General features: G+C 32.1%; 20 protein-coding genes. 7 read left to right on the top strand and 13 right to left on the bottom strand.

The annotated features are described in order from the left end of the window. Positions 1 to 8 precede the first annotated feature (8 nt). Positions 9 to 1406, top strand: coding sequence for a class II fumarate hydratase (fumC, locus tag CXF54_RS03530; protein WP_090838427.1), 1398 nt, complete (start codon positions 9 to 11; stop codon positions 1404 to 1406). A gap of 151 nt (positions 1407 to 1557) precedes the next feature. On the opposite strand, the gene CXF54_RS03525 is transcribed toward fumC, so the two are convergent. Next, positions 1558 to 2085 (bottom strand): Crp/Fnr family transcriptional regulator, encoded by a 528-nt coding sequence (locus tag CXF54_RS03525; RefSeq protein WP_157823381.1) that lies wholly within the window; start codon positions 2083 to 2085, stop codon positions 1558 to 1560. Positions 2086 to 2306: 221 nt separating this feature from the next. Between CXF54_RS03525 and hutI the strand changes: the two genes are divergently transcribed. Continuing rightward, positions 2307 to 3542 (top strand): imidazolonepropionase, encoded by a 1236-nt coding sequence (gene hutI / locus CXF54_RS03520; protein WP_101202465.1) that lies wholly within the window; start codon positions 2307 to 2309, stop codon positions 3540 to 3542. 151 nt (positions 3543 to 3693) lie between these two features. Here the strand turns inward: hutI and CXF54_RS03515 are convergent, their stop codons facing one another. Then, the gene (locus CXF54_RS03515; protein WP_101202464.1) at positions 3694 to 4578 is read right to left on the bottom strand and encodes a chromosome partitioning protein ParA; all 885 of its coding nucleotides are present in this window, start codon (positions 4576 to 4578) and stop codon (positions 3694 to 3696) included. A gap of 101 nt (positions 4579 to 4679) precedes the next feature. Between CXF54_RS03515 and CXF54_RS03510 the strand changes: the two genes are divergently transcribed. The 3 genes from CXF54_RS03510 to CXF54_RS03500 are packed head-to-tail and all read left to right on the top strand — an operon-like array spanning position 4680 to position 6470. Beyond that, on the top strand, positions 4680 to 5708 hold the full coding sequence (locus CXF54_RS03510) for a formimidoylglutamase (RefSeq protein ID WP_101202463.1): 1029 nt from the start codon (positions 4680 to 4682) through the stop codon (positions 5706 to 5708). Next, positions 5701 to 5991, top strand: coding sequence for a hypothetical protein (locus tag CXF54_RS03505; protein ID WP_090838437.1), 291 nt, complete (start codon positions 5701 to 5703; stop codon positions 5989 to 5991). Before CXF54_RS03510 ends, CXF54_RS03505 begins: the two co-directional genes overlap by 8 nt. Before the next feature lie 2 nt (positions 5992 to 5993). Continuing rightward, complete coding sequence (locus tag CXF54_RS03500; RefSeq protein ID WP_101202462.1) at positions 5994 to 6470, top strand: GNAT family N-acetyltransferase; 477 nt, start codon at positions 5994 to 5996, stop codon at positions 6468 to 6470. Between the two features lie 38 nt (positions 6471 to 6508). Here CXF54_RS03500 and CXF54_RS03495 read toward each other — a convergent pair whose 3' ends face one another. The 10 genes from CXF54_RS03495 to CXF54_RS03450 form a co-directional block, all read right to left on the bottom strand. Next, positions 6509 to 8275: a hypothetical protein gene (locus CXF54_RS03495; RefSeq protein ID WP_101202461.1), complete on the bottom strand. Its 1767-nt coding sequence runs from the start codon at positions 8273 to 8275 to the stop codon at positions 6509 to 6511. An 88-nt stretch (positions 8276 to 8363) separates the two neighbouring features. Next, entirely contained in the window at positions 8364 to 8900 is a 537-nt protein-coding gene (locus CXF54_RS03490; RefSeq protein WP_101202460.1) for a hypothetical protein, read from the bottom strand. Between the two features lie 67 nt (positions 8901 to 8967). Next, the gene (locus tag CXF54_RS03485; RefSeq protein ID WP_101202459.1) at positions 8968 to 10203 is read right to left on the bottom strand and encodes a DUF6638 family protein; all 1236 of its coding nucleotides are present in this window, start codon (positions 10201 to 10203) and stop codon (positions 8968 to 8970) included. A 4-nt stretch (positions 10204 to 10207) separates the two neighbouring features. Beyond that, positions 10208 to 10852 carry a hypothetical protein gene (locus tag CXF54_RS03480; RefSeq protein WP_101202458.1) on the bottom strand — a complete coding sequence of 215 codons (645 nt, stop codon included), beginning with the start codon at positions 10850 to 10852 and terminating at the stop codon, positions 10208 to 10210. Position 10853: 1 nt separating this feature from the next. Beyond that, the gene (locus tag CXF54_RS03475) at positions 10854 to 11477 is read right to left on the bottom strand and encodes a hypothetical protein (RefSeq protein ID WP_101202457.1); all 624 of its coding nucleotides are present in this window, start codon (positions 11475 to 11477) and stop codon (positions 10854 to 10856) included. A 5-nt stretch (positions 11478 to 11482) separates the two neighbouring features. Then, positions 11483 to 12067 (bottom strand): GDP-mannose pyrophosphatase NudK, encoded by a 585-nt coding sequence (nudK, locus tag CXF54_RS03470; RefSeq protein WP_101202456.1) that lies wholly within the window; start codon positions 12065 to 12067, stop codon positions 11483 to 11485. A gap of 613 nt (positions 12068 to 12680) precedes the next feature. Continuing rightward, positions 12681 to 12980: a GIY-YIG nuclease family protein gene (locus CXF54_RS03465; protein WP_101202455.1), complete on the bottom strand. Its 300-nt coding sequence runs from the start codon at positions 12978 to 12980 to the stop codon at positions 12681 to 12683. Between the two features lie 267 nt (positions 12981 to 13247). Further along, complete coding sequence (locus tag CXF54_RS03460) at positions 13248 to 15209, bottom strand: AAA family ATPase (RefSeq protein ID WP_101202454.1); 1962 nt, start codon at positions 15207 to 15209, stop codon at positions 13248 to 13250. A gap of 75 nt (positions 15210 to 15284) precedes the next feature. Then, entirely contained in the window at positions 15285 to 16343 is a 1059-nt protein-coding gene (locus CXF54_RS03455; RefSeq protein WP_090838459.1) for a hypothetical protein, read from the bottom strand. A gap of 231 nt (positions 16344 to 16574) precedes the next feature. Continuing rightward, the gene (locus CXF54_RS03450) at positions 16575 to 17915 is read right to left on the bottom strand and encodes a microtubule-binding protein (RefSeq protein WP_090838461.1); all 1341 of its coding nucleotides are present in this window, start codon (positions 17913 to 17915) and stop codon (positions 16575 to 16577) included. A gap of 169 nt (positions 17916 to 18084) precedes the next feature. On the opposite strand from CXF54_RS03450, the gene CXF54_RS03445 reads away from it, so the two are divergent. Together CXF54_RS03445 and CXF54_RS03440 are read left to right on the top strand one after the other, a co-directional pair. Further along, a complete protein-coding gene (locus CXF54_RS03445; protein WP_101202453.1) occupies positions 18085 to 18864 on the top strand; it encodes an MBL fold metallo-hydrolase in 780 nt (259 codons plus the stop codon). Positions 18865 to 18905: 41 nt separating this feature from the next. Further along, positions 18906 to 19085 carry a hypothetical protein gene (locus tag CXF54_RS03440; RefSeq protein ID WP_101202452.1) on the top strand — a complete coding sequence of 60 codons (180 nt, stop codon included), beginning with the start codon at positions 18906 to 18908 and terminating at the stop codon, positions 19083 to 19085. A gap of 269 nt (positions 19086 to 19354) precedes the next feature. Here CXF54_RS03440 and ettA read toward each other — a convergent pair whose 3' ends face one another. Then, positions 19355 to 21046: an energy-dependent translational throttle protein EttA gene (gene ettA, locus CXF54_RS03430; protein ID WP_090838469.1), complete on the bottom strand. Its 1692-nt coding sequence runs from the start codon at positions 21044 to 21046 to the stop codon at positions 19355 to 19357. Positions 21047 to 21052: the final 6 nt, after the last annotated feature.

The following is a 21052-nucleotide window of genomic DNA, read 5'->3' as shown; positions in this document are numbered from 1 at the left end:
ATTTTCAGATGGAATACAGAATAGAAAAAGATACCATGGGCGAAGTTAAAGTCCCTTCAGACAAGCTTTGGGGTGCACAAACAGAACGTTCTAGAAATAATTTTAAAATTGGTTTGGCTGCATCAATGCCACTTGAAGTGGTTTATGGTTTTGCTTATCTTAAAAAAGCTGCAGCTTACACAAATTGTGAACTTGGGGTTTTACCTATTGAAAAACGCGATTTGATAGCACAGGTTTGTGACGAAATTTTAAAAGGACAACACGATGATCAATTTCCTTTAGTAATTTGGCAAACAGGTTCTGGGACACAATCTAATATGAATGTTAATGAGGTTATTGCTAACAGAGCACACCAATTAGCCGGTAAAATTGTTGGCGAAGGAGAGAAAACAATCCAACCTAATGATGATGTTAATAAATCACAATCATCAAACGATACGTTCCCTACAGGAATGCATATTGCAGCTTACACAAAAATTGTTAAAACAACCATACCTGGTGTAAAACAATTACGTGATACTTTAAAAAAGAAATCGGATACATTTAAAAACGTTGTAAAAATAGGTCGTACGCATTTAATGGATGCAACACCTTTAACTTTAGGACAAGAGTTTTCTGGTTATGTGTCACAATTAGACCATGGTATTAAAGCTTTAGAAAATACATTGCCACACTTAAGCGAAATAGCTTTAGGAGGTACAGCTGTAGGTACAGGTTTAAACACACCTAAAGGCTACTCTAAACGTGTTGCAGAATATATAGCAGAATTTACAGGACAACCATTTATTACTGCGCCAAACAAATTTGAAGCTTTAGCTGCACACGATGCTATTGTAGAAAGTCACGGTGCTTTAAAACAATTAGCGGTTTCTTTAAACAAAATAGCTAATGATGTCCGTATGATGGCTTCAGGACCACGTTCTGGAATTGGTGAAATAATTATTCCAGCTAACGAGCCAGGAAGCTCTATCATGCCAGGAAAAGTTAACCCTACACAATGTGAAGCTTTAACAATGGTATGTGCACAAGTTATGGGTAACGATGTTGCTGTAACTGTTGGAGGTACACAAGGACACTATGAGCTTAACGTATTTAAACCAATGATGGCTGCTAACATATTACAATCTGCACAACTTATTGGAGATGCATGTGTTAGTTTTGATATTAATTGTGCTGCAGGTATAGAGCCTAACTACGATGTTATTAAAGAACTTTTAAACAACTCTTTAATGCTTGTAACTGCTTTAAACACTAAAATAGGATATTATAAAGCTGCTGAAATTGCAAATACTGCTCATAAAAACGGTACAACTTTAAAAGTTGAAGCTGTTAATTTAGGCTATGTTACTGCAGAAGATTATGACGAATGGGTAAAACCAGAAAATATGGTTGGTGCATTAAAATAATGTGACAACTCTTATAAAAGTAAAAAACCGGTAAGCTAGCTTATCGGTTTTTTTTAGTTAGTTATTAATTTTAATAATAGGGATGGTTTAAATAACCACTGCAAGATTATAACTTATTATATTTATACACATTAACATATGTTAATAAATATTACAATTTTGCCCTTATCCTACTAAGTTGTACTGGCGTAATACTCAAATACTTCGCAATTTGATATTGCGGTATCAAATTATCAATATTCGGAATCATTTTTCTTAGGTTTAAATAACGCGCCTTTCCTCCCATGGTTAATAATTCAATATGCTTTTTATCCTTTTCGCAAATCAAGGTTTCTAAAAATTTAGCATAAAACCCTAGGATTTCAATATTAGATTCGCACAATGCTTTAAACTGAAAATATTCTAAAATATAAATATCACAATCTGTTAGAGCTTCATAAATACTATTTGAAGGCGATTCATTAAGCAAAGCATCAAAAGATGCCAAAATCGTGATAGGTAAAAAAAGTGATTTAGTCACTTCTTTTCCACTTTCTAACCTAACAAAAGAACGCATCACACCTTTATTTAACATATAAATTTTACTTGGCACATCTCCAGAATCAACCAGAATATCTCCTGCTTTTAGCTGTTTGCAACTAGAAGCACCTAACATCTGATCAAATGAGGTTTTAGACATGGGGTAAAATGAAGTTATATAGTTATATATATCATTATAATATTTTTCTCCCTTCTCACACATATATTTTATTTACACGTATGCTAAATTATAATATTTATTGGTTGGTCAAAGAAGTTTTCGACGTATGACATGTTAAAATTTAAAACAACTATTCTGACAAGAAGTATTCTGTACTATGCATTTTGTCTATATTTGAATATAAATTAGAGCTTTTTTTTATGTCAATACTTATTACAAATATTCAAGAATTACTGCAGGTAAGAGAGGAAAACACTTTAAAGTTATCTGGAAATCAGATGAAAGAATTACCTACTATTAAAGATGCTTATCTACTAATTGATAATGACACAATTGTTGATTTTGGATCTATGATAGACGTAAGTACCATAAAAGCCGATAAAATAATTGACGCTTCAGGTAAACTAGTTTTACCTACTTGGTGCGACTCTCACACGCATATTGTATACGCTGGAGACCGCTCTCAAGAGTTTGTAGACCGTATCAATGGTTTAAGTTACGAAGACATTGCAAACCGTGGCGGCGGAATTACCAATAGCGCTAAAATACTTCAAAATACAAGTGAAGACGAGCTTTACAACCAATCCATTGCACGTTTAAAAAATGTTATGAAGTTAGGTACAGGAGCAATAGAAATTAAATCCGGTTACGGATTAACACCTGAGGCTGAACTTAAAATACTGCGCGTAATAAAACGTATTAAAAAAGAATTTCCGTTAAAAGTAAAAGCCACTTTTTTAGGTGCTCATGCATTACCTTTAGAGTACAAAGATAATAAGCAAGGTTATTTAGATCAGATTATTAACGTTATGCTACCTCAAATTGCCAAAGAAAACTTAGCCCAATACATTGACATTTTTTGTGAAAAAGGCTATTTTGACTTAAACGATACAGAACAAATATTAAACGCTGGTAAACACTATAATTTAATACCAAAAATACATGTTAATCAATTTAATGCGTTTGGAGGTATTGCATTAGCGGTTAAGCATAATGCGTTAAGCGTAGATCATTTAGAGCAGTTAAATCCTGAAGATATAAAAGCCTTAAAAGATAGTGATACAATTGCTGTAGCGCTTCCCTCTTGCTCTTATTTTTTAAGCATTCCATATACACCAGGTCGTCAAATAATTGATGCAGGTTTACCATTAGCATTGGCTTCAGATTATAATCCAGGATCTACACCATCAGGAAACATGAACTTTGTTGTAAGCACAGCTTGTATTAAAATGAGATTGACACCAGAAGAAGCTATAAATGCAGCTACAATAAATGGCGCATATGCAATGGGAATATCTAATCAATATGGAAGTATCACCAAAGGAAAAAAAGCCAATTTAATTATTACAAAACCAATCTCAAGTTATAACTATTTACCATATGCTTTTGGAGATAATCATATTGATACTGTTATAATTAACGGACAAGTTATATAGTTTAAACTTATCAAGATTATTATTTATTCTTTTAATTACTAAAGAAGCTTACAAAAGAAAAATTCACGTTAAATTAAACGCATTAAAAAAGCCTGAAAGCAATATACTTTCAGGCTTTTTATGGAATAATAAATTACTATTAGTAATACTTTTATTTTAGAGTAAATTGAGAACTAGAAACCAATTCGTTTGCATTAAAAACATTGACTTGGTAAAGCCCCTTTTCAAAATCATCATCTGTATTATTTGCAACAAATTCGCAAATATCTAAATTTGCATTCTCATAATTAAATTTACTAATCACACTGTAATTAAGTGATTGTTCTCCAAATTTAACCTGCTCATTAACTCCTAAAACATTATTTTTAGGATCCAAAACTTGTACAAAAAACTCCTTATCTCCGGATTGTACTAACTTGTTTTTTGCAACTGTATAACATACTCTAATTTTGTCACTTCTTCTTGCTCTTTCTGTTGGTATTAGTTTACCGTTATTACGCTCAATAACACCAAACCCTTTTAAATTAGCAGTAGACAATACTGCTGCATTTTCTACTACATTAGCCAACGCAGTATTTTGTACTAAAAGCGAATCGTTAAACATTCTGCTTTTTTCAAATCTCACATTTGTACTATCCAAAGTAGTTGCTAATTGCATGTTTTCAACTTTTAATCTGTCGTTTTCAGTTAACAACACATCCATTTCATCTTGCAACGCTAAGTATTTCTTTTTATACTTCCATAAACTACCCACATTGTTTTCTGATACTTTTAAAGAGTCTATCAAACCTTGAATACGTTCTCTTGCATCAATCAAACTTTGATTTGCAACTTTATTTTCTCCTAAAGCCACGTCATACTTTGCAGCCATAATGTTTAAATCGCTTAAAACACTCTCTTTTTGCTGCGTTAATTCTTGTTCATTTTTTTGTTTGTCTTTATATAAAGACGACGTGTAAATTCCGGTACCAATAAATAATGCTAAAGCAATACCTAGTGCTACTTTTAGTCCTGTACTTGCGGTGTTATTTGCCATAATTATTTGTTTTTAAATTGTTAAACGTTAATTCTTGTTTCTTGTTAAAACTTTAATAATAAAAACGTAATTTTAATTTTTCAAAACTACATAAAAAGTAAATGAATAAATTAGTTTTATTTAATAACTCGATTATTACAGATCTACTTAATACACGCTCTGGCGAAACTAAATTTGGTGAACATGTTCAGACATTAACCAGTGTTTCAAATATATACGATGCACTTAAAAATTTAGACGTTACGCATGTTATATTTGGCATACCAGAAGACGTCGGTGTATTTGCAAATCACGGTAAATCAGGCACTTCAAGCACTTGGGAGGCTACAATTAAAATTTTGTTAAATACACAAAGTAACACGTTTAATGTGCCCAACAACGTACTAATTCTGGGACATCTAGATTTTTCTGAAGAACAAGAAGTAATCTCCAAACTAAAACAGAGCAACCCTAAGCATATTTCTAAAGCTAGAAAATTAGTAACAGAAATAGATAAACATATTGTAGACTTAGTCTCTAAAATTGTTAGTGCAGGTAAAATCCCTATTGCCATTGGTGGTGGACACAATAATGCTTACGGAATGATTAAAGGAACAAGTTTAGCCTTAAAACAACCTGTAAACAGTATTAATTTTGATGCACACACAGATTTTAGAGCGTTGGAAGGTAGACATAGTGGTAATGGGTTTAGTTACGCTTACGCGGAAGGTTTCTTAAAACGTTATTTTGTTTTTGGTTTACACGAAAACTATACGTCTTCACATATTTTTAGTCAGTTTAAAGACAATAAACATTTAGACTATAATACTTACGAAGCTGTTGCTGTCAGACATGAAAAGAAGTTTTTAGCAGAACTACAGCGTGCTGAATCACATGTTAATAAATCAAAATTTGGAATTGAAATAGATTGTGATGCCATAATAAACACACCTAGTAGCGCACAAACACCTAGTGGTTTTACCGTAGAAAAAACAAGGCAATTTCTTCATCACTTTGCAAAACTAAATAATGCTAATTATTTGCATATTTGCGAAGCTTCGGCAAAAAAGAAAAATGCTGCACAAGTAGGTAAACTAATCAGCTATTTAATAACAGACTTTATACGTTCAAACTCAAATAAAAATGACTAAATTACAAGTAGAATATATAAGACTTGCGATAGCAACCTTAGTATTTATCTTTATTATTACACTATTATTTGTGCTTATTAACCAAGTACAAATGGATTGGTTTATTAACACTGCACAAGCCATAACAATACCCGTTCTTGTATTAATTGTAGCTGTTCCAATCTGGATGATTGTTGATTTAATTAGAAAACAAGTTGCAGATAAATCTATATTTAATTTAACGTTTTTTATTTCTGTAATTTCAATTCTATTAATGCTTTTTGCAATAAAAATATTAAATTAAAGATGACAGAAAATATTAAAATAATTCCGTTTAATCAACTGTATTCTAAAGATTTTTATCAATTAAATATAGAATGGTTGGAAACTTACTTTTATGTTGAGCCTTTTGATCAAACTGTTTTAAGCAATCCTAAAGACTATATTATAGATAAAGGTGGTTTTATCTTTTTTGCTAAGTTTGAAGACAGAATAGTTGGCACTTATGCCTTTATGCCCTTAAAAGACCAACCTGGTTTTGAATTAACTAAAATGGCGGTTTCTCCGGATATGAGAGGACATAAAATAGGTCAAAAATTATTGCAACATAGTATTGAATTTGCCAAAACCAATCAATTTAAAAGGCTACTTCTCTACTCTAGTAAAACATTAAAAAACGCAATCTATTTATATTTAAAATTTGGCTTTAAGGAAATTACTTTAGAGCAAGATTCGCCTTACAAAAGGTCCAATATAAAAATGGAATATGATTTAAACGCATAAAAAAAAGCACTAAATAAGATTTAGTGCTTTTTTTGTGATTAATTATTATTTTCTAACGAATCTATTTTTTGTTTTAATTTAGCAATATCATCAGCTTTACGCTTGTTTACTATAGAGTCGTATTTGCGCTGTAAAGCCTCTAGCGTCTCTTTATTATCAACAGTGTTGCCATTTACTGCTGTAGTATCAATAGCAATGTATTGATCGTTTAAATCCTTCATTATAGCCTCTGTGGCTTTTTCTTCATCTACAAAATAAGTATCAATACCTTCGCTTGCTCTCCAAGCTTCATTAAGTTGATCATAAATAGTTTTTTCCCATGTACTTGGATGTTTAACATCTATCCAAACAACATCTCTATACTCACTATCAATTAATGCCAAATCTGGGGTTGCAGAACCGTCAAAATTATCAGAGTCTTTACTAATTGAAGCGACCGTCCCTAAAAAGAATAAACGTTTACGTCCTGCAATATTTTTTATATAAGGCCTAAACTCTACAGCCTTATTAACGTCCCAATCGTATTCTTTCCTAGACTCTCTAACTTTAGAAGGCATCGCAGAAATACCTGCGTAACCTTGTTTTTTTGTTGCATGATCATAATAATACAATTTGTCAGTACCATCAGCTGGCACAAAAACACTGTATGTTAAACTAGTACGCTCGTCTCCAAAAGGCTCTAAACCAAACCAATGATACAATCCACTGTAGGCATCTATTTTAGTATCTTCAAAATTAAAATCCGTTACAAAAGGCAGTTGATTTTGATCATCTTCTAAGTCCGGAATTTTAACTGCTGTTTTCATGTTCCAAGGTAAAGGATCACTAAACCCACCAATAAACTTTAAAGATTCCGCTTGTAAGCGTGATACTTTTTCTGACAACGTATTTTGACGTGTCAAGTAAGGATGATTCCTCATTTCTTCTGGGCTTATAAACGTCCCTTTACCTATAGTAACACGCTCAATATAATCGCTAAAATCATGTGCGCCATTACCTATAACCATTACCCCTCCAAAGGTTGGGTAAGGAAAGAAAAATCCTTTCCATTTAATAAGACTTACTACTTCCACCCATTGACCAGAATCGTTTTTCATGTAAAATGTATCGCTTGGTTCATAATTAAATAACATCCAAGGATTAAAACGTTGTACTACTGCATTGTAAGTATTACGACTAAATTTTAAAGATTCTCCAATAGAAAACGTTACCGGAATTCGGTTTTCATTAGAAAAACGAGGAAAAGGTGTTGTACTTGATACAGAAAACACTTCTTCAGTATTATCACTTATACCCTGCCACACATATTTTTCTGTAGGCTGAATAGCCATCGTCCATTTATTCTCATCTCCAATACGAACCAAGTGTGGCAACGACACATCTTTAGTCTCTCCAACGCTTTCATTACCCATAGAATGGACGTTTTTTAATGGTTGAATACGTTCGTTTTGTGTTAATGGTAGTTCGTTAATTTCGATTTTATTTAGATTATTATACACATTATACGTTCTCATATAATCATATAATTGATATTCCCAACCTGCCACATACAACAGTCCAAAAAACACTAATAGTCCTGCTAAAACAGCTAATCGTTTTCCTGTTGCTGCTGAATTACGGAAACTACGCAATCCAAAAAACAATAATATACCACTTAGTAAAATGATAAAAATATACTTACGTATAAATAATAGTAACGGTTGATAATCATCTCTTAAAAAAAACAATAATGCAAAAACAATTAGTCCTAAAATAATAACAACTGCTTTTTGCTTACCTCCTTGATTCCAATACCTTTTAATCATATAACTTATATTTTGGTTTTTAGCTTTCGCTTTTAACCGAATAGTGTTTCCTTGTTTATCTCTCTGCCTTATGCCTTTTGCCTAAAAACTACATTAATCCTTTATCCTTCAATCGTTCTCTTGCAGTTTTTTCAGGTGCTTTAGCTTCTTCTTTAATTTCGGTTTTAGCCTCTTTAATCACTTTAGTATCTGTGTTTTTTAAATCCTCTAAAAACTCTTTACCTTTATTAAAACCATCTTTTACAACATCTTCAATACTATCTGTTTGCTCTTCTATAACCTCTCCAGATTTAAGCACAAAATTAGCAACATACGTCCCAATCAATGTTCCAAAAATGGCCATTGCAAAAGCTGAAATCCCATAATAAGAGCTAAAAATAACGATAGGTGTTAAAAACTGAATAATTAAAGCCACAATTAAAAATCCAAATGCAACAAACAAAACCCTAGGTAGAATGTCTTGCTTATAAATAAAGCCTTTTACATTGCCTGATTTCATTTGTAATTCTTTACTATTTAATAGTTTATTAAAAAATCTATAAACTCCGTTTCCTTTAGATTCTGTCCAATAAATAAAAATTCCGAAAAGAATTGCTCCAAAAAATATAATAATTTCTAAACCCATGGTTTTGCTTGTGTTTTATTATTTAAAAGGCTTATTACAAAGCCTGTACTAAATTAGTCTATAATTTTTAAATATTGTTACTAATAGTTTCAATAACCCAATCCTTAAAAGAATCCTCCCAAGTACTGTATTGCTTATAAAATTCTTCTTTATCATACCAATATAAGAACAAAACATCTCTAGGCGAAACATTTATTAGTAGTTTCCAGATTAAATCTTGATGCTTAGCAGTTAAAGACGAATGCGGTATATGCAACGCATTAAACAAATTAACATCTACAATATCTGCAATTTTATATTGGTTACTAACTTCAATTTTGTCTAAATATAACTCTACACCCATGACACGTTTTCTAGTATCAATATCTAACTTATTTAAATAACTTTTAAACAAAACAGCATCGTTTAAAATGTCACGTAACGGATGTTGCGTGTCTTTTAAAGCCATTGCAAATTCCATTTTTTTTACGCGTTGATAACGCGTCGTATTTAGTGCTTCCTCCAAATCATGCTCAATAATAACATGATCACGCAATTTATCCATTAGTTCTGGTTGCTCAATATGATAAATTGTAACATCATGCACAGTATCCTTAATCGCTTCTTTATACCCTTTTTCATCTTCAAAGACAACGATTGGTGATATAAAATCACGTAATACATAAACACCCCCGAAGGATTTAGTGTAAAACGAATCTGTTTGATATTGCAAGCTATGTAAGCTTAAATCTCGCCCACGTAAATCGCCATTAGCTTTAGCAGACGCTAATAGTTGCGCATGCAAATCCTCGTCAATAAAATTATTACCTTGTCTAAAAGTATCTATTAATTGTTGTTGTTCTTTTTGTAGTTTATCTAAATTATTTACTAGATGAAATTTAATGTAAACCTTATTGTATTTAAGAACATCTAAAGGCTCATAAAAAGCATCTATATCTTGATCAAAATCAATGCATATTGCTGAATCTCTTGTAATATCATTAATTTTTTGACCATGTACTTGAAACACCTGTTTCATCATTTCTCTATCAAAACTATGAAACTCAGAATACACTGGTTTTCCTTTTTGTAAAGGCGAAATAATAATAGCATGCGGATTGGCTTCACCATTATTAAGATACATGGTTGTTCCTTTTTCTTCTGCTATTTCTGGACTATATCCAATACCATCAATTGAAAAACTAGTCAGTTTAGTCGGCGTAAACCCTAATTTTTGAAGGCATTGGTTGTAACGCTCCACTAATTTACCACTTATCGGAATTAGCTCGCTTCTGTATAGATTTGCTTGTTTTAGTTTTTGCATTACATTAAATTTTACTCAAATATTTTTTTTCCATCCTCTCAATATTAAAAACATGCTTTCCCCACTCTTTAGGCGTTATTGGGATTAAATTCTTAATAATTAAATAATCAACCATACTATTTATTACAATTAACGGTCTATTATAATTGAGACTTGAATAGGCTTTTAAATTATGCGATTTTTCTAAATGACTTAAATTTACATAGAAGTTATTTTTTTCCAAATCATTATAATTTACATACTCTTCAAGACTCAAATTCCGCCCTAATGACAACGGATCAAACAAAACTCTAAATCTATAATCAGGAGTTTCTTGATGATTCTCCCATTCTATTCCTGCAAGTACCGTGTAGTCTCTAATTTGACCTACCCAATCCCTACCTTTTAATTTAAACCCATTTCTTTTAAATTCGTTAAATAACTCAGAGTTTAATTCCTCAATTATTTTTTTTGGTCTTAAAACCTCATAATTATAATAGCGCATTGCACTCAGAAATGAGAGCATAATAAATAAACTTAAAATAATAAATATTAAAGGGTATTGGGTTTCACTTTTATCCAATTTAACCAATGCAATACCAAGTATTACAAATAGCAATATTTGAGGTGGTAAAAAATACCTTTTGTATATGTACCAAGCCTTTTTCAAACTACAATTTTTCTAAATTTTTAATCATTTTAATATTTCCATCAATAGGCGCAATTATTACTTCAGGATCATCTTTTAAAACATAAAACACATACAAACTATTTTTACCTAACATTTTTATGTCTTGTGTAAAACCATCCTCAAATGTTAATTGATGTGTTATTTTATAGTCATTACTAATTATTCTTTTCTTAGTTTTATAACCACTTCCAATACCCAAGCCTATAAAAATACTGAATACATAAAAGGCAATCATTGTTATTACCGCGTCTTTAGCATTAATTTTAACTTGTGCCTTTTCTAATTTTATTTTATTTTTTCCTGATTGGTACTTTTTCTTTTTACTTAACCATTTGTAATACTTAGGCGTTATTTTAACCACTACATAAGCCATAACTATACTAAATAAGACTGCTAAACCTAGAATTAAATTACCTGTAATAACAGCTATTGGACTAATCAAAACATCTAAAACAGATGAATAATCTAATATATTAATCCCAATAAATTTATAGTAAATGGTTTCATGCACAACACCTAGCACTAATAAAAATAAGTATCCAATGGATAAAAAATCTTGAATACCAAGATTAGATAATTTACTACCGTGTTTGCTATCTTCCATATTAATTACTGCATTATATTATTAATTTGAGCATACTGCAACAAACAAATAGTCTTTATATCCTTAATCTCGCCAGTTTTAATGCAATTTACAGCTGTATTAAACGCTAGTTCTAATACTTCGATGTCTTCTGTCTCATTAGTAGCTCCTCCGCCCTCATTGACTTTCATTTGGTCTGAATATTCGCCAATAAAATAATGTAAAATTTCTGTAACAGATCCTGGAGATGAATAGGCTTCCATTACCTTTTCTACGTTTGTAATGCGATATCCTGTTTCTTCTTCAACTTCCTTTTTGATACAATCTTCAGGTTTATCATTGTCTAACATACCCGCACAGGCTTCAATCAAAAAGCCATCTTTATTACCGTTTACATATGTTGGTATGCGAAGTTGTTTGGTTAATACAACCGTTTGTTTTACTTTATTGTACAACAGAATGACTGCTCCATCACCTCTATCGTAACATTCTCTAGCAACTGATCGCCACTCGCCATTACTTTGTAAATAATCAAATGTTAACTTGTTTAGAGTGTACCAATTATCAGATAATAATTCGGTTTTTAAATTTTTGATTCTATCAGTACTCATTTGTTATTCAGCTTGTGTTTTGTTTAAATTTTTATGTCATTTTGCGCTACGACGCAGAATCTATTTTTAATTCCAATTTATTGATAAATCTTTCCTATTTGGATTTCAAAATTATGCTTTATTCTAAATTCTGTTTAATTTGAATTATATCTTTTTTACTCTTTGTGGATTCTGCGTCGTAGCGCAGAATGACAAATGGTGTTACTTTTTTTTTACATGTCATTCTGCGCTACGACGCAGAATCTATTTTTAATTCCAATTTATTGACAAATCTTTCCAATTAGAATTTTAAAATTATGCTTTATTCTAAATTCTGTTTAATTTGAATTATATCTTGTTTACTCTTTGTGGATTCTGCGTCGCAGCGCAGAATGACAAATGATGTTACTTTTTTTTACATGTCATTCTGCGCTACGACGCAGAATCTATTTTTAATTCCAATTTATTGACAAATCTTTCCTATTTGGATTTTAAAATTATGCTTTATTCTAAATTCTGTTTAATTTGAATTATATCTTGTTTACTCTTTGTGGATTCTGCGTCGCAGCGCAGAATGACAAATGATGTTACTTTTTTTTACATGTCATTCTGCGCTACGACGCAGAATCTATTTTTAATTCCAATTTATTGACAAATCTTTCCAATTTGGATTTTCTTTTTCAATAAGCTCAATTTTCCATTGCCTGTTCCAGTTTTTAAGCTGTTTTTCACGTTTGATGGCTTCATTAATGTCTGCTATTATTTCAAAATACATTAGTCTATTTACATCATACTTTGAAGTAAATACAGAAGCTAACTTTTGTTTGTGTTCGATTAGTCTTCGTTCTAAATTGTTTGTTACTCCTATATATAATGTGCCATTTTTTTTACTAGAAAGGATATAAACATAGTATTGACGGTTATTTACTTTCATTTTTTTATAGATCCTGCGTCAAAGCGCAGAATGACAAACTATTATTACTTCGTTTAAGTTTAAAACTAATACAGTATTCTACACTCTAATTACTTTGAATCTTACTTATTTTACTTTTTATAGATCCTGCGTCGTAGCGCAGAATGACAAACTATTATTATTTTGTTTATGTTTAAAACTATTGCATTATTCGAAAGTCTAATTATTTTGAGTCTTGCTTGTTTTACTTTTTATGGATCCTGCGTCGCAGCTCAGAATGACAAATTGTTATTTACTAACACCGTATTGTTCTCTAGCTTTAGTTTCAATATTTAATTGATTTACTCTAGCATCCACTTTACGTTTAAAGTCTGTATCTGCAATAGTTGCAACGTTATCTAAATAACGCACAACCTCTTGTCTTCTAATATCCGAAAAGTCTAATCCTTTCATGTTGGCACGCATTAGTTCTTGTAACATTCCAAATTTAGTATCGTAATCTTTTTTGAAATACGTTTCAGGATTCTCAAACCAATCTGGTTCTAAATCAAAATCCGTTAAACGTAGCGATACTGATTTTTGAATATTACGTACATCACGAGATGAGAAAAATGGAAATATTTTCTGAATTTCGGTATATAAATTAGCATAAAACATATGCTCTGTATCTTTATATTTTGCCTCTACTTTTTCAAATGTTTCTAAAACGCGTTGCTCAGTTGGGTTGTCTACTTTTTCTAAAATATCTCCCAAGTTTTTAGCAACATGTTGCGCATCTAAATAGTTGTAATCTGAAGGATTACTCATGTTTACAAAATCAGGCATTGTACTATCTAGTTTTCTCCACCAGATATGATCTTGATCAATAAAATCATGCTCATTACGTGCACCATCAATTTTAAATCGTCCTTGAACACGAGAAATAACTGCTTTATCTAACATTTCTGGAAGGTTGGTAAATAACCCTACAGAGCTATTTCCGTAATTAACAGCATACGCCCCTTCCGTGTATCTTAAAAAGACACCAATAACTTCTTTTACACCGGCAGATACACCTTGCGCTGTACGTTCTTGCAAATTGTTTTCTGCATCATCAATTGGTGCAAAAATAAGTTTAGTTGGATCCTGCATTGGTTTCATCCAATCTACCATCTTTTCTGCCGATCCACCTTGAAATGTACTAATTAAAGTATCCGGCATTGGATGGAATAAAAATGGAATGTCTAAATGGTCACAATGCTCTTTTAATCTTGTAGCAATAGCTGCAATTAGCATACTTTTTCCTGTTCCAGGAATACCGTACCCCATAAAAACTGGCATAAAACCACCTAGTTCTTGGAACGGGTTTTTCTTTGCTTCAAAATCGTAACTCAACATACGCTCTGTTAAACGACGTGCAAAGTGTTTTGCATCTCTATTACCAACGATTTGTTCGAATTGTATTTTGTTAAACTCAACACTTTTTGCTGTGCCCTGAAATGTATTTTCCCATCCTGAAATGGCAAAATCACTATTTTCTAATTTATAAGTTCTGTCAACAATAGTCTCTGTATACTCTAAACTACTTCTTCTTAAACTAATCTCTGCTAACAACGCCTCAAAATAGACTACTGTAAAATCTGCAACATCTTTATCCGATTTAACAATATCCGGATGTGCTAAATATTTATCAAAATAAAATAAGGCGCAAGACACCCCTTTTAAAGGAGACATTAAAGACAATTCTGGAATACCAGCAAACTTTTGTTTCATAACACTTAAATCGTCCGAAGCATGCGGCTTTAATAAGTGTAATATTTTATAAGCCGAAGCAAATAACATAAAAGCAGTTGCGGTTTGCATTTTACTTTCAAACTCACGTTTACCATCATTATCTAATGCCGATTTACGCTCGTTAAGACCAGATAATCCCGACGCATCATAATAACTATCTTTTATCCAAATACCTAAGGTTAATCCTTCTTGTACTGCGTATAATGTTTGATTTAAAAGAATTGGTATAGCTACCGAGTCTGGCAATAATCGTTTTTTTAATGCCAGTATTGTTTTTGAAACCGATGTAATTGACGCTGACGATCCATTATTTGCTTTTGATAAATACAGTAGGATCGACTCGTCTTTAGCATCTTTGTCTTTATTTTTTGCACGCGACCCTTGCTCCCAACTTATACTTTTTAAGTATGATGAAGCTTCGTCACGTAAAACGTCTAATTCTGATTTTTTTATAGGGAAAGTTGAGTTGTGTTCCATGGTTTATTAGTCTTCAGTGTGTAATACGTATTTATCAATATTTTATAAAGCTAATTACGACCACTGTTATTGATTTTATTTTTCTATTATTAAATCCGCTACTTGAAATGGTGGCTTTGCCAACTTATTCATAATCTCTGGATTTTTGTTGTATAGTAATTGAATAATACGGTGTGGTGCAAACACATAACCTTCCTTGATTGGAGTGCTCCAATTTTGAAGTGTTTGTTTGCTAAAGTACCCTCCTTCTTTAAATTCTCCTCCAGTAAATACTTCGTGAATTTTAAAAGATAATGCATAGGCTTCTAAAGGGATTTCCTTTTTACCTATTGCTTCTAAAATAGTATGCGTTAAGTCGTTATCATCCTTTGCAAACACGTTATGAAACGCACCTATATCTAGACGTTTTATATGTTTTGGATATACGTTTTTTAAACGTCTATCAATACCATAAGCCATGGTATCCATATTCATTTTACGATCAGCTACTGCTTTTAATGCCTCGTAAATTTCTTCTTTATTTGTAAATGGATCTTTACCATCATAGTCAAAGTACATAAAGCATACAAAAGGTCTGTTTAAAGACACATCGTAAAAACTCCAACTAGTCATATAGTCTGCTTCGCTACCTTCCGGTGCTTTTATAATTTTACCTTGAACAAAACGATTGAATATGTATTGTTGCTCTACTGAAGTGTAATAGACAATTGAGGCTGCTTGAAATAATTTATCACGTCTGACGGGTTGTTTTTTACGTAATAATTGATCTAGAAATTCGTCTTGAAGTACAGAGACGTCTTTTAATTTGTTTAAATAGTTGTCGCGTAAAGACAGGTCGTTAAATAGATATCTAAATTCTAAATAATTTGGGAAACCTGAATCTGTAACATCTATCTTCATGTTATCTTCTTCGTCATACATGTATTTGACACGCATGGCCTCTATGGAGTACAATAACAGGTCGCAGTATTGTTTAAAGAATATAACTTCTTGTGGTGTACATAAGCCGTTTTGTTGGACGCCAACTATTAGCTCTTTTAAGGCAAAATCTACCTTTTTATGATAAAACACATATTGATCTTTGCTATTTAAAATAGCCGAATCTAATGGTGTTACAATGTGGTTTATACTCATTTTAAATTTTCAATATTCCGTTGTAAGAAACAGTGTTTACTAAATCAAGATTAATTAGCTTAACTGTTTTGACTTTATTAAATTATGATAGCATGTTTATACGCACTTTAACACCTGAGTAAGCGCGTTAAGGATTGAAGTGGCATCCTTTTGCTTTTTTGCAAAAGATATAACGTAAAGCCTGACCTACTTTAGCCCTTAAAAGCTAAAGTAGGTAACGCTCTACTAATTTTAAGACAATAAATCGTCGTTTGATGCTTCTGGTTTTGGTGCTCCTGCTGGTGCATCATCTCCTGAAGGCGTTGTATTATCTGAGTTGTAATACTCTTCAAAAATCTCTTTCATGTCAATTCCGTAACGGTCTGCAAAATTCTTTTGAATATCCACATCTTTTGCTCTAATCTCATGCAAAGCCTCTGCATAACTACGGTATACACCTTGCATAACTTTTTCGTGAACTGGGATATTATCCATCATTTCTTGACGTGCTTTAGCACTTGCTGTATGCATTGATGCTAATGTCTCTCCAATATGCTCGTCCGTTTTAACTCCTAAATGCTCTAAAATAGCAGCAAATTCTTGATCTGTACGTGCTTTTAAAGCTACTACATAACCGTCATAATACTTTAAACGCTCTTCTGTATCCGACTTTAATTTAGCACGGTGCGTTTGTAAGTTACTACGCAAAGACGTTAATACTTTAATAGTTAAATTATGCTTGTGTACAAAACTGTCTTTAGATGCTGCAAGTGTTGTGTAGGCGTTTTTAAGTCCTTCTAACTCTTCTATCTCTTGTTCTAATTTAGTGACTTGAGATAATGCCTCAGAGTACTGTGGTGATTGTTTATCTGCAACTTCTTCTAATGCTTGACGTGCTTGCTTTAATGCAGCATATTGTGTCTCTAATTTAGCTTCTGTTTCTGCTTTTTTCTCTAAGGCTTTAGTGTGGTTTTTAGAGGCTTCTACGATAGCTACTTGCAGCTTATCTTCTACTTCTTTGATTTCTACCTCACGATTTTTAAGACGTGTTACTGCTGCTTGAGATTTGTATGACAACTCACTTAATAGTGTTTGGATGTCAGCGCTCTCTATACGCTCTTGAAACATCGCTTTTGCTTTGTTGTCTGCTCCTGCACGTACTTTTTCTGATGCTTCCAAAGCTTTTTCTGCTGCTTTGATTTTGCTTTTACGTCCCCAAAGGTTATTCCACCATGTGTCAGGCTTATTTTGTGCGTCTTCTAATTCGATTTTTGAACGCTCTAATGCTTTTTGAGCATCGTCAATAACTTTTTGCTCTTTTGCGTTTAATGATGAAAAACGCTCAAACAAGATACCAACCTCATCTTGGTAGTCTGTTAAATCTTTAATAGCATCTAAAAGCGTTGTACGATCTTTCTCCGCCATACCAACAACATCATCCAAAGTTGCGTTTAAGATTTTTTGACGACTTTCTGGATCGTCCTCTTGCGCTAACTTAGACTTCATGGTATCAATTGCTTTTCCCCAATTGACATCTACTTTTTCGGTTTTTTCATTAGAGTTTGTTTCTAATAAATCAAAATCATCAGACATATATATTCTTGTTTTTAAGGTTGGATAAAATTTATGTAAGCAATTTCGTTAAAAAATATTAGTTAAGAAAATATTTATTGCTCATAATATAAGTATTAATTGTTATTAAAATGTTACAGATTATTATCAAGAATTAAAAAACAAGTATCTTTAAAACAAAAATCTAAAAATGAAAAGACTATTATTTACCTTACTTACATTAACCTTATTACTAACTAGTTGTAAAAATCAAGAGAAAACTGATACCGCTAAAGCTGAAAAACCAACAACCTCAGCTGTTAAAAACAGCTTAGAAATTATACCAATTACGCATGCTACATTGGTTTTAAATTATGCTAACGAAACTATTTACGTAGATCCAACTGGTGGAAAAGAAGCTTTTGAAGATCAAAAACAACCAACTTTAGTTTTAGTTACAGATACACATGGTGATCACTTTGATATTGAGACTTTAAAAGCATTAGATTTAAAAAACGCATTATTAGTTGCTCCTCAAGCGGTAGTAGATAAGTTTCCTGAAGATTTTAAGCCAACTATTAAAGTTATGGCTAATGATGACATTGCAATGGTTAATACGGTTACTATACAAGCAATACCTATGTACAATTTGCGTGAGGAAGCTTTAAAGTTTCATGCTAAAGGACTTGGAAATGGATATGTACTAACTATTGGTGAAGAACGTATTTACATCTCTGGAGATACAGAAGACATCCCTGAAATGAGACAGCTTACAAGCATAGACAAAGCTTTTGTTTGCATGAATTTACCTTACACCATGACAGTAGAAAGTGCAGCTAGTGCAGTATTAGATTTTAAACCTAAACAAGTTTATCCTTATCATTACAGAGGAACAGAGGGTTTAAGTGATGTTGCTAAATTTAAAACTTTAGTTAACGCTGGTAATTCTGAAATTGAGGTTATACAGCTAGATTGGTATCCTAAAAATTAATTATTATATTTGGGATTGATAAATCCCCAAATTAACAATTTATGACACCTAAAGTATTATTTATTTTACAAAGTATAGAAGAAGCATCGGCAACACTACCTAATGAAAAAATAATTACAATTTTGTCTATTGCATTAATTACAATGATATCTTTACTTACGCTAAACCTTTATAGAGTAAACCAACTTAAGGAAGAGATTAAAAGACTTAAAAATTTATAATTAAAATATGAGCACGTTATTTATTACTCTGCTATTTGGTTTTGTATTTGTTATTTTTTGCGCATTATTAGGTTCACAAAAAATAAAAATGAGGAAAAACCAAATTGCGCTTGATGAAGAAAACAAAAAAATAGAAGCGTTACTGAATAAACAAAATAACAGTAATGATTACAACGATTTTACGGACGGTCATTTATATCAATAAAAATAAGACATAAAAAAAAGCAGACTAATTAGTCTGCTTTTTTTATGCTTAAAAATCAATAAACTTATCTTACTAATTTTTTATACTTAATACGTTTTGGCATTAAATCTCCACCTAAACGACTCTTCTTATTTTCTTCATACTCACTAAATCCACCTTCAAAGAAATACACTTGAGAATCTCCTTCAAATGCTAAGATATGAGTACACACTCTATCTAAAAACCATCTGTCGTGAGAAATCACTACTGCACATCCTGCAAAGCTTTCTAAACCTTCTTCCAATGCACGTAATGTATTTACATCTAAATCATTGGTAGGCTCATCTAAAAGTAATACGTTACCTTCTTCCTTAAGTGTCATTGCTAAGTGTAAACGGTTACGCTCTCCACCAGACAATAGTTTTACCTTTTTGTTTTGCTCTCCTCCTGAGAAATTAAAACGACTCAAATAAGCTCTAGAGTTTACTTCTTTTCCACCCATCATAACCAACTCTTGCTCATCACTAAAGTTTTGCCAAATTGTTTTTTCAGGATCTATATTTGAGTGTGCTTGATCAACATAAGAGACCTTTGCAGTTTCTCCTGTTTTAAACTCACCTTTATCAGGAGTTTCTTCTCCCATAATCATTCTAAAAATAGTAGTCTTACCCGCTCCGTTAGGACCAATAATACCAACTATACCTGCTTGAGGTAAACTAAAGTTTAGATCTTCGTATAATAATTTATCATCAAAAGCTTTGCTTACACCAACTGCTTCAATAACATTGGTTCCTAAACGTGGTCCATTAGGAATGTAAATCTCAAGTTTTTCGTCCAGTTGTTTCTGGTCTTGACTCATTAACTTGTCATAGTTTTTCAAACGTGCTTTTTGCTTTGTTTGACGTCCTTTAGCTCCTTGCTTAACCCACTCCAACTCACGTTCTAATGTCTTTTGACGCTTAGACGCTGTTTTGCTTTCTTGAGCCATACGCTTAGATTTTTGATCTAACCAAGATGAGTAGTTCCCTTTCCATGGGATACCTTCTCCTCTATCTAGTTCTAAAATCCATCCTGCTACGTTATCTAAAAAGTATCTATCGTGTGTTACAGCAATTACTGTTCCTTTGTATTGTGCTAAGTGATGCTCTAACCAATGTACAGATTCTGCATCCAAGTGGTTGGTTGGCTCATCAAGTAATAATACATCTGGCTCTTGAAGTAATAAACGACATAAAGCAACACGACGTCTTTCACCTCCAGATAATACACCTATCTTTTTATCACCATCCGGAGTACGTAACGCATCCATAGCAATTTCTAATTTGGTATCTAACTCCCAAGCATTAGAAGCATCAATTTGATCTTGAAGCTCGGCTTGACGATTCATTAGTTTTTCCATCTTGTCTGCATCAGAGTATACTTCCTCTAAACCAAACTGATCGTTAATTTTATTGTATTCATCTAAAATAGCAACGGTTTCTGCTGCACCTTCACGTACAATTTCCATTACTGTTTTGTCATTATCCAATTCTGGTTCTTGTTCTAAGTAACCAACAGAATATCCTGGAGAAAAGACTACGTCTCCTTGATAGTTTTTATCAACTCCAGCAATAATTTTAAGTAAAGTAGATTTACCAGAACCGTTAAGACCTAAGATTCCAATTTTTGCTCCATAAAAGAAACTTAAATATATGTTTTTAAGTACAGGTGTTTGTGCACTTTGAAATGTCTTGGTCAAACCAGACATTGAGAAAATTACTTTTTTATCGTCAGACATTTATTG

This window comes from Olleya sp. 1-3 (assembly GCF_002836085.1).
GTDB lineage: Bacteria > Bacteroidota > Bacteroidia > Flavobacteriales > Flavobacteriaceae > Olleya > Olleya namhaensis.
Note: the sequence above shows the minus strand (reverse complement) of the source record. Positions and strands in the feature narration are given on the sequence as shown.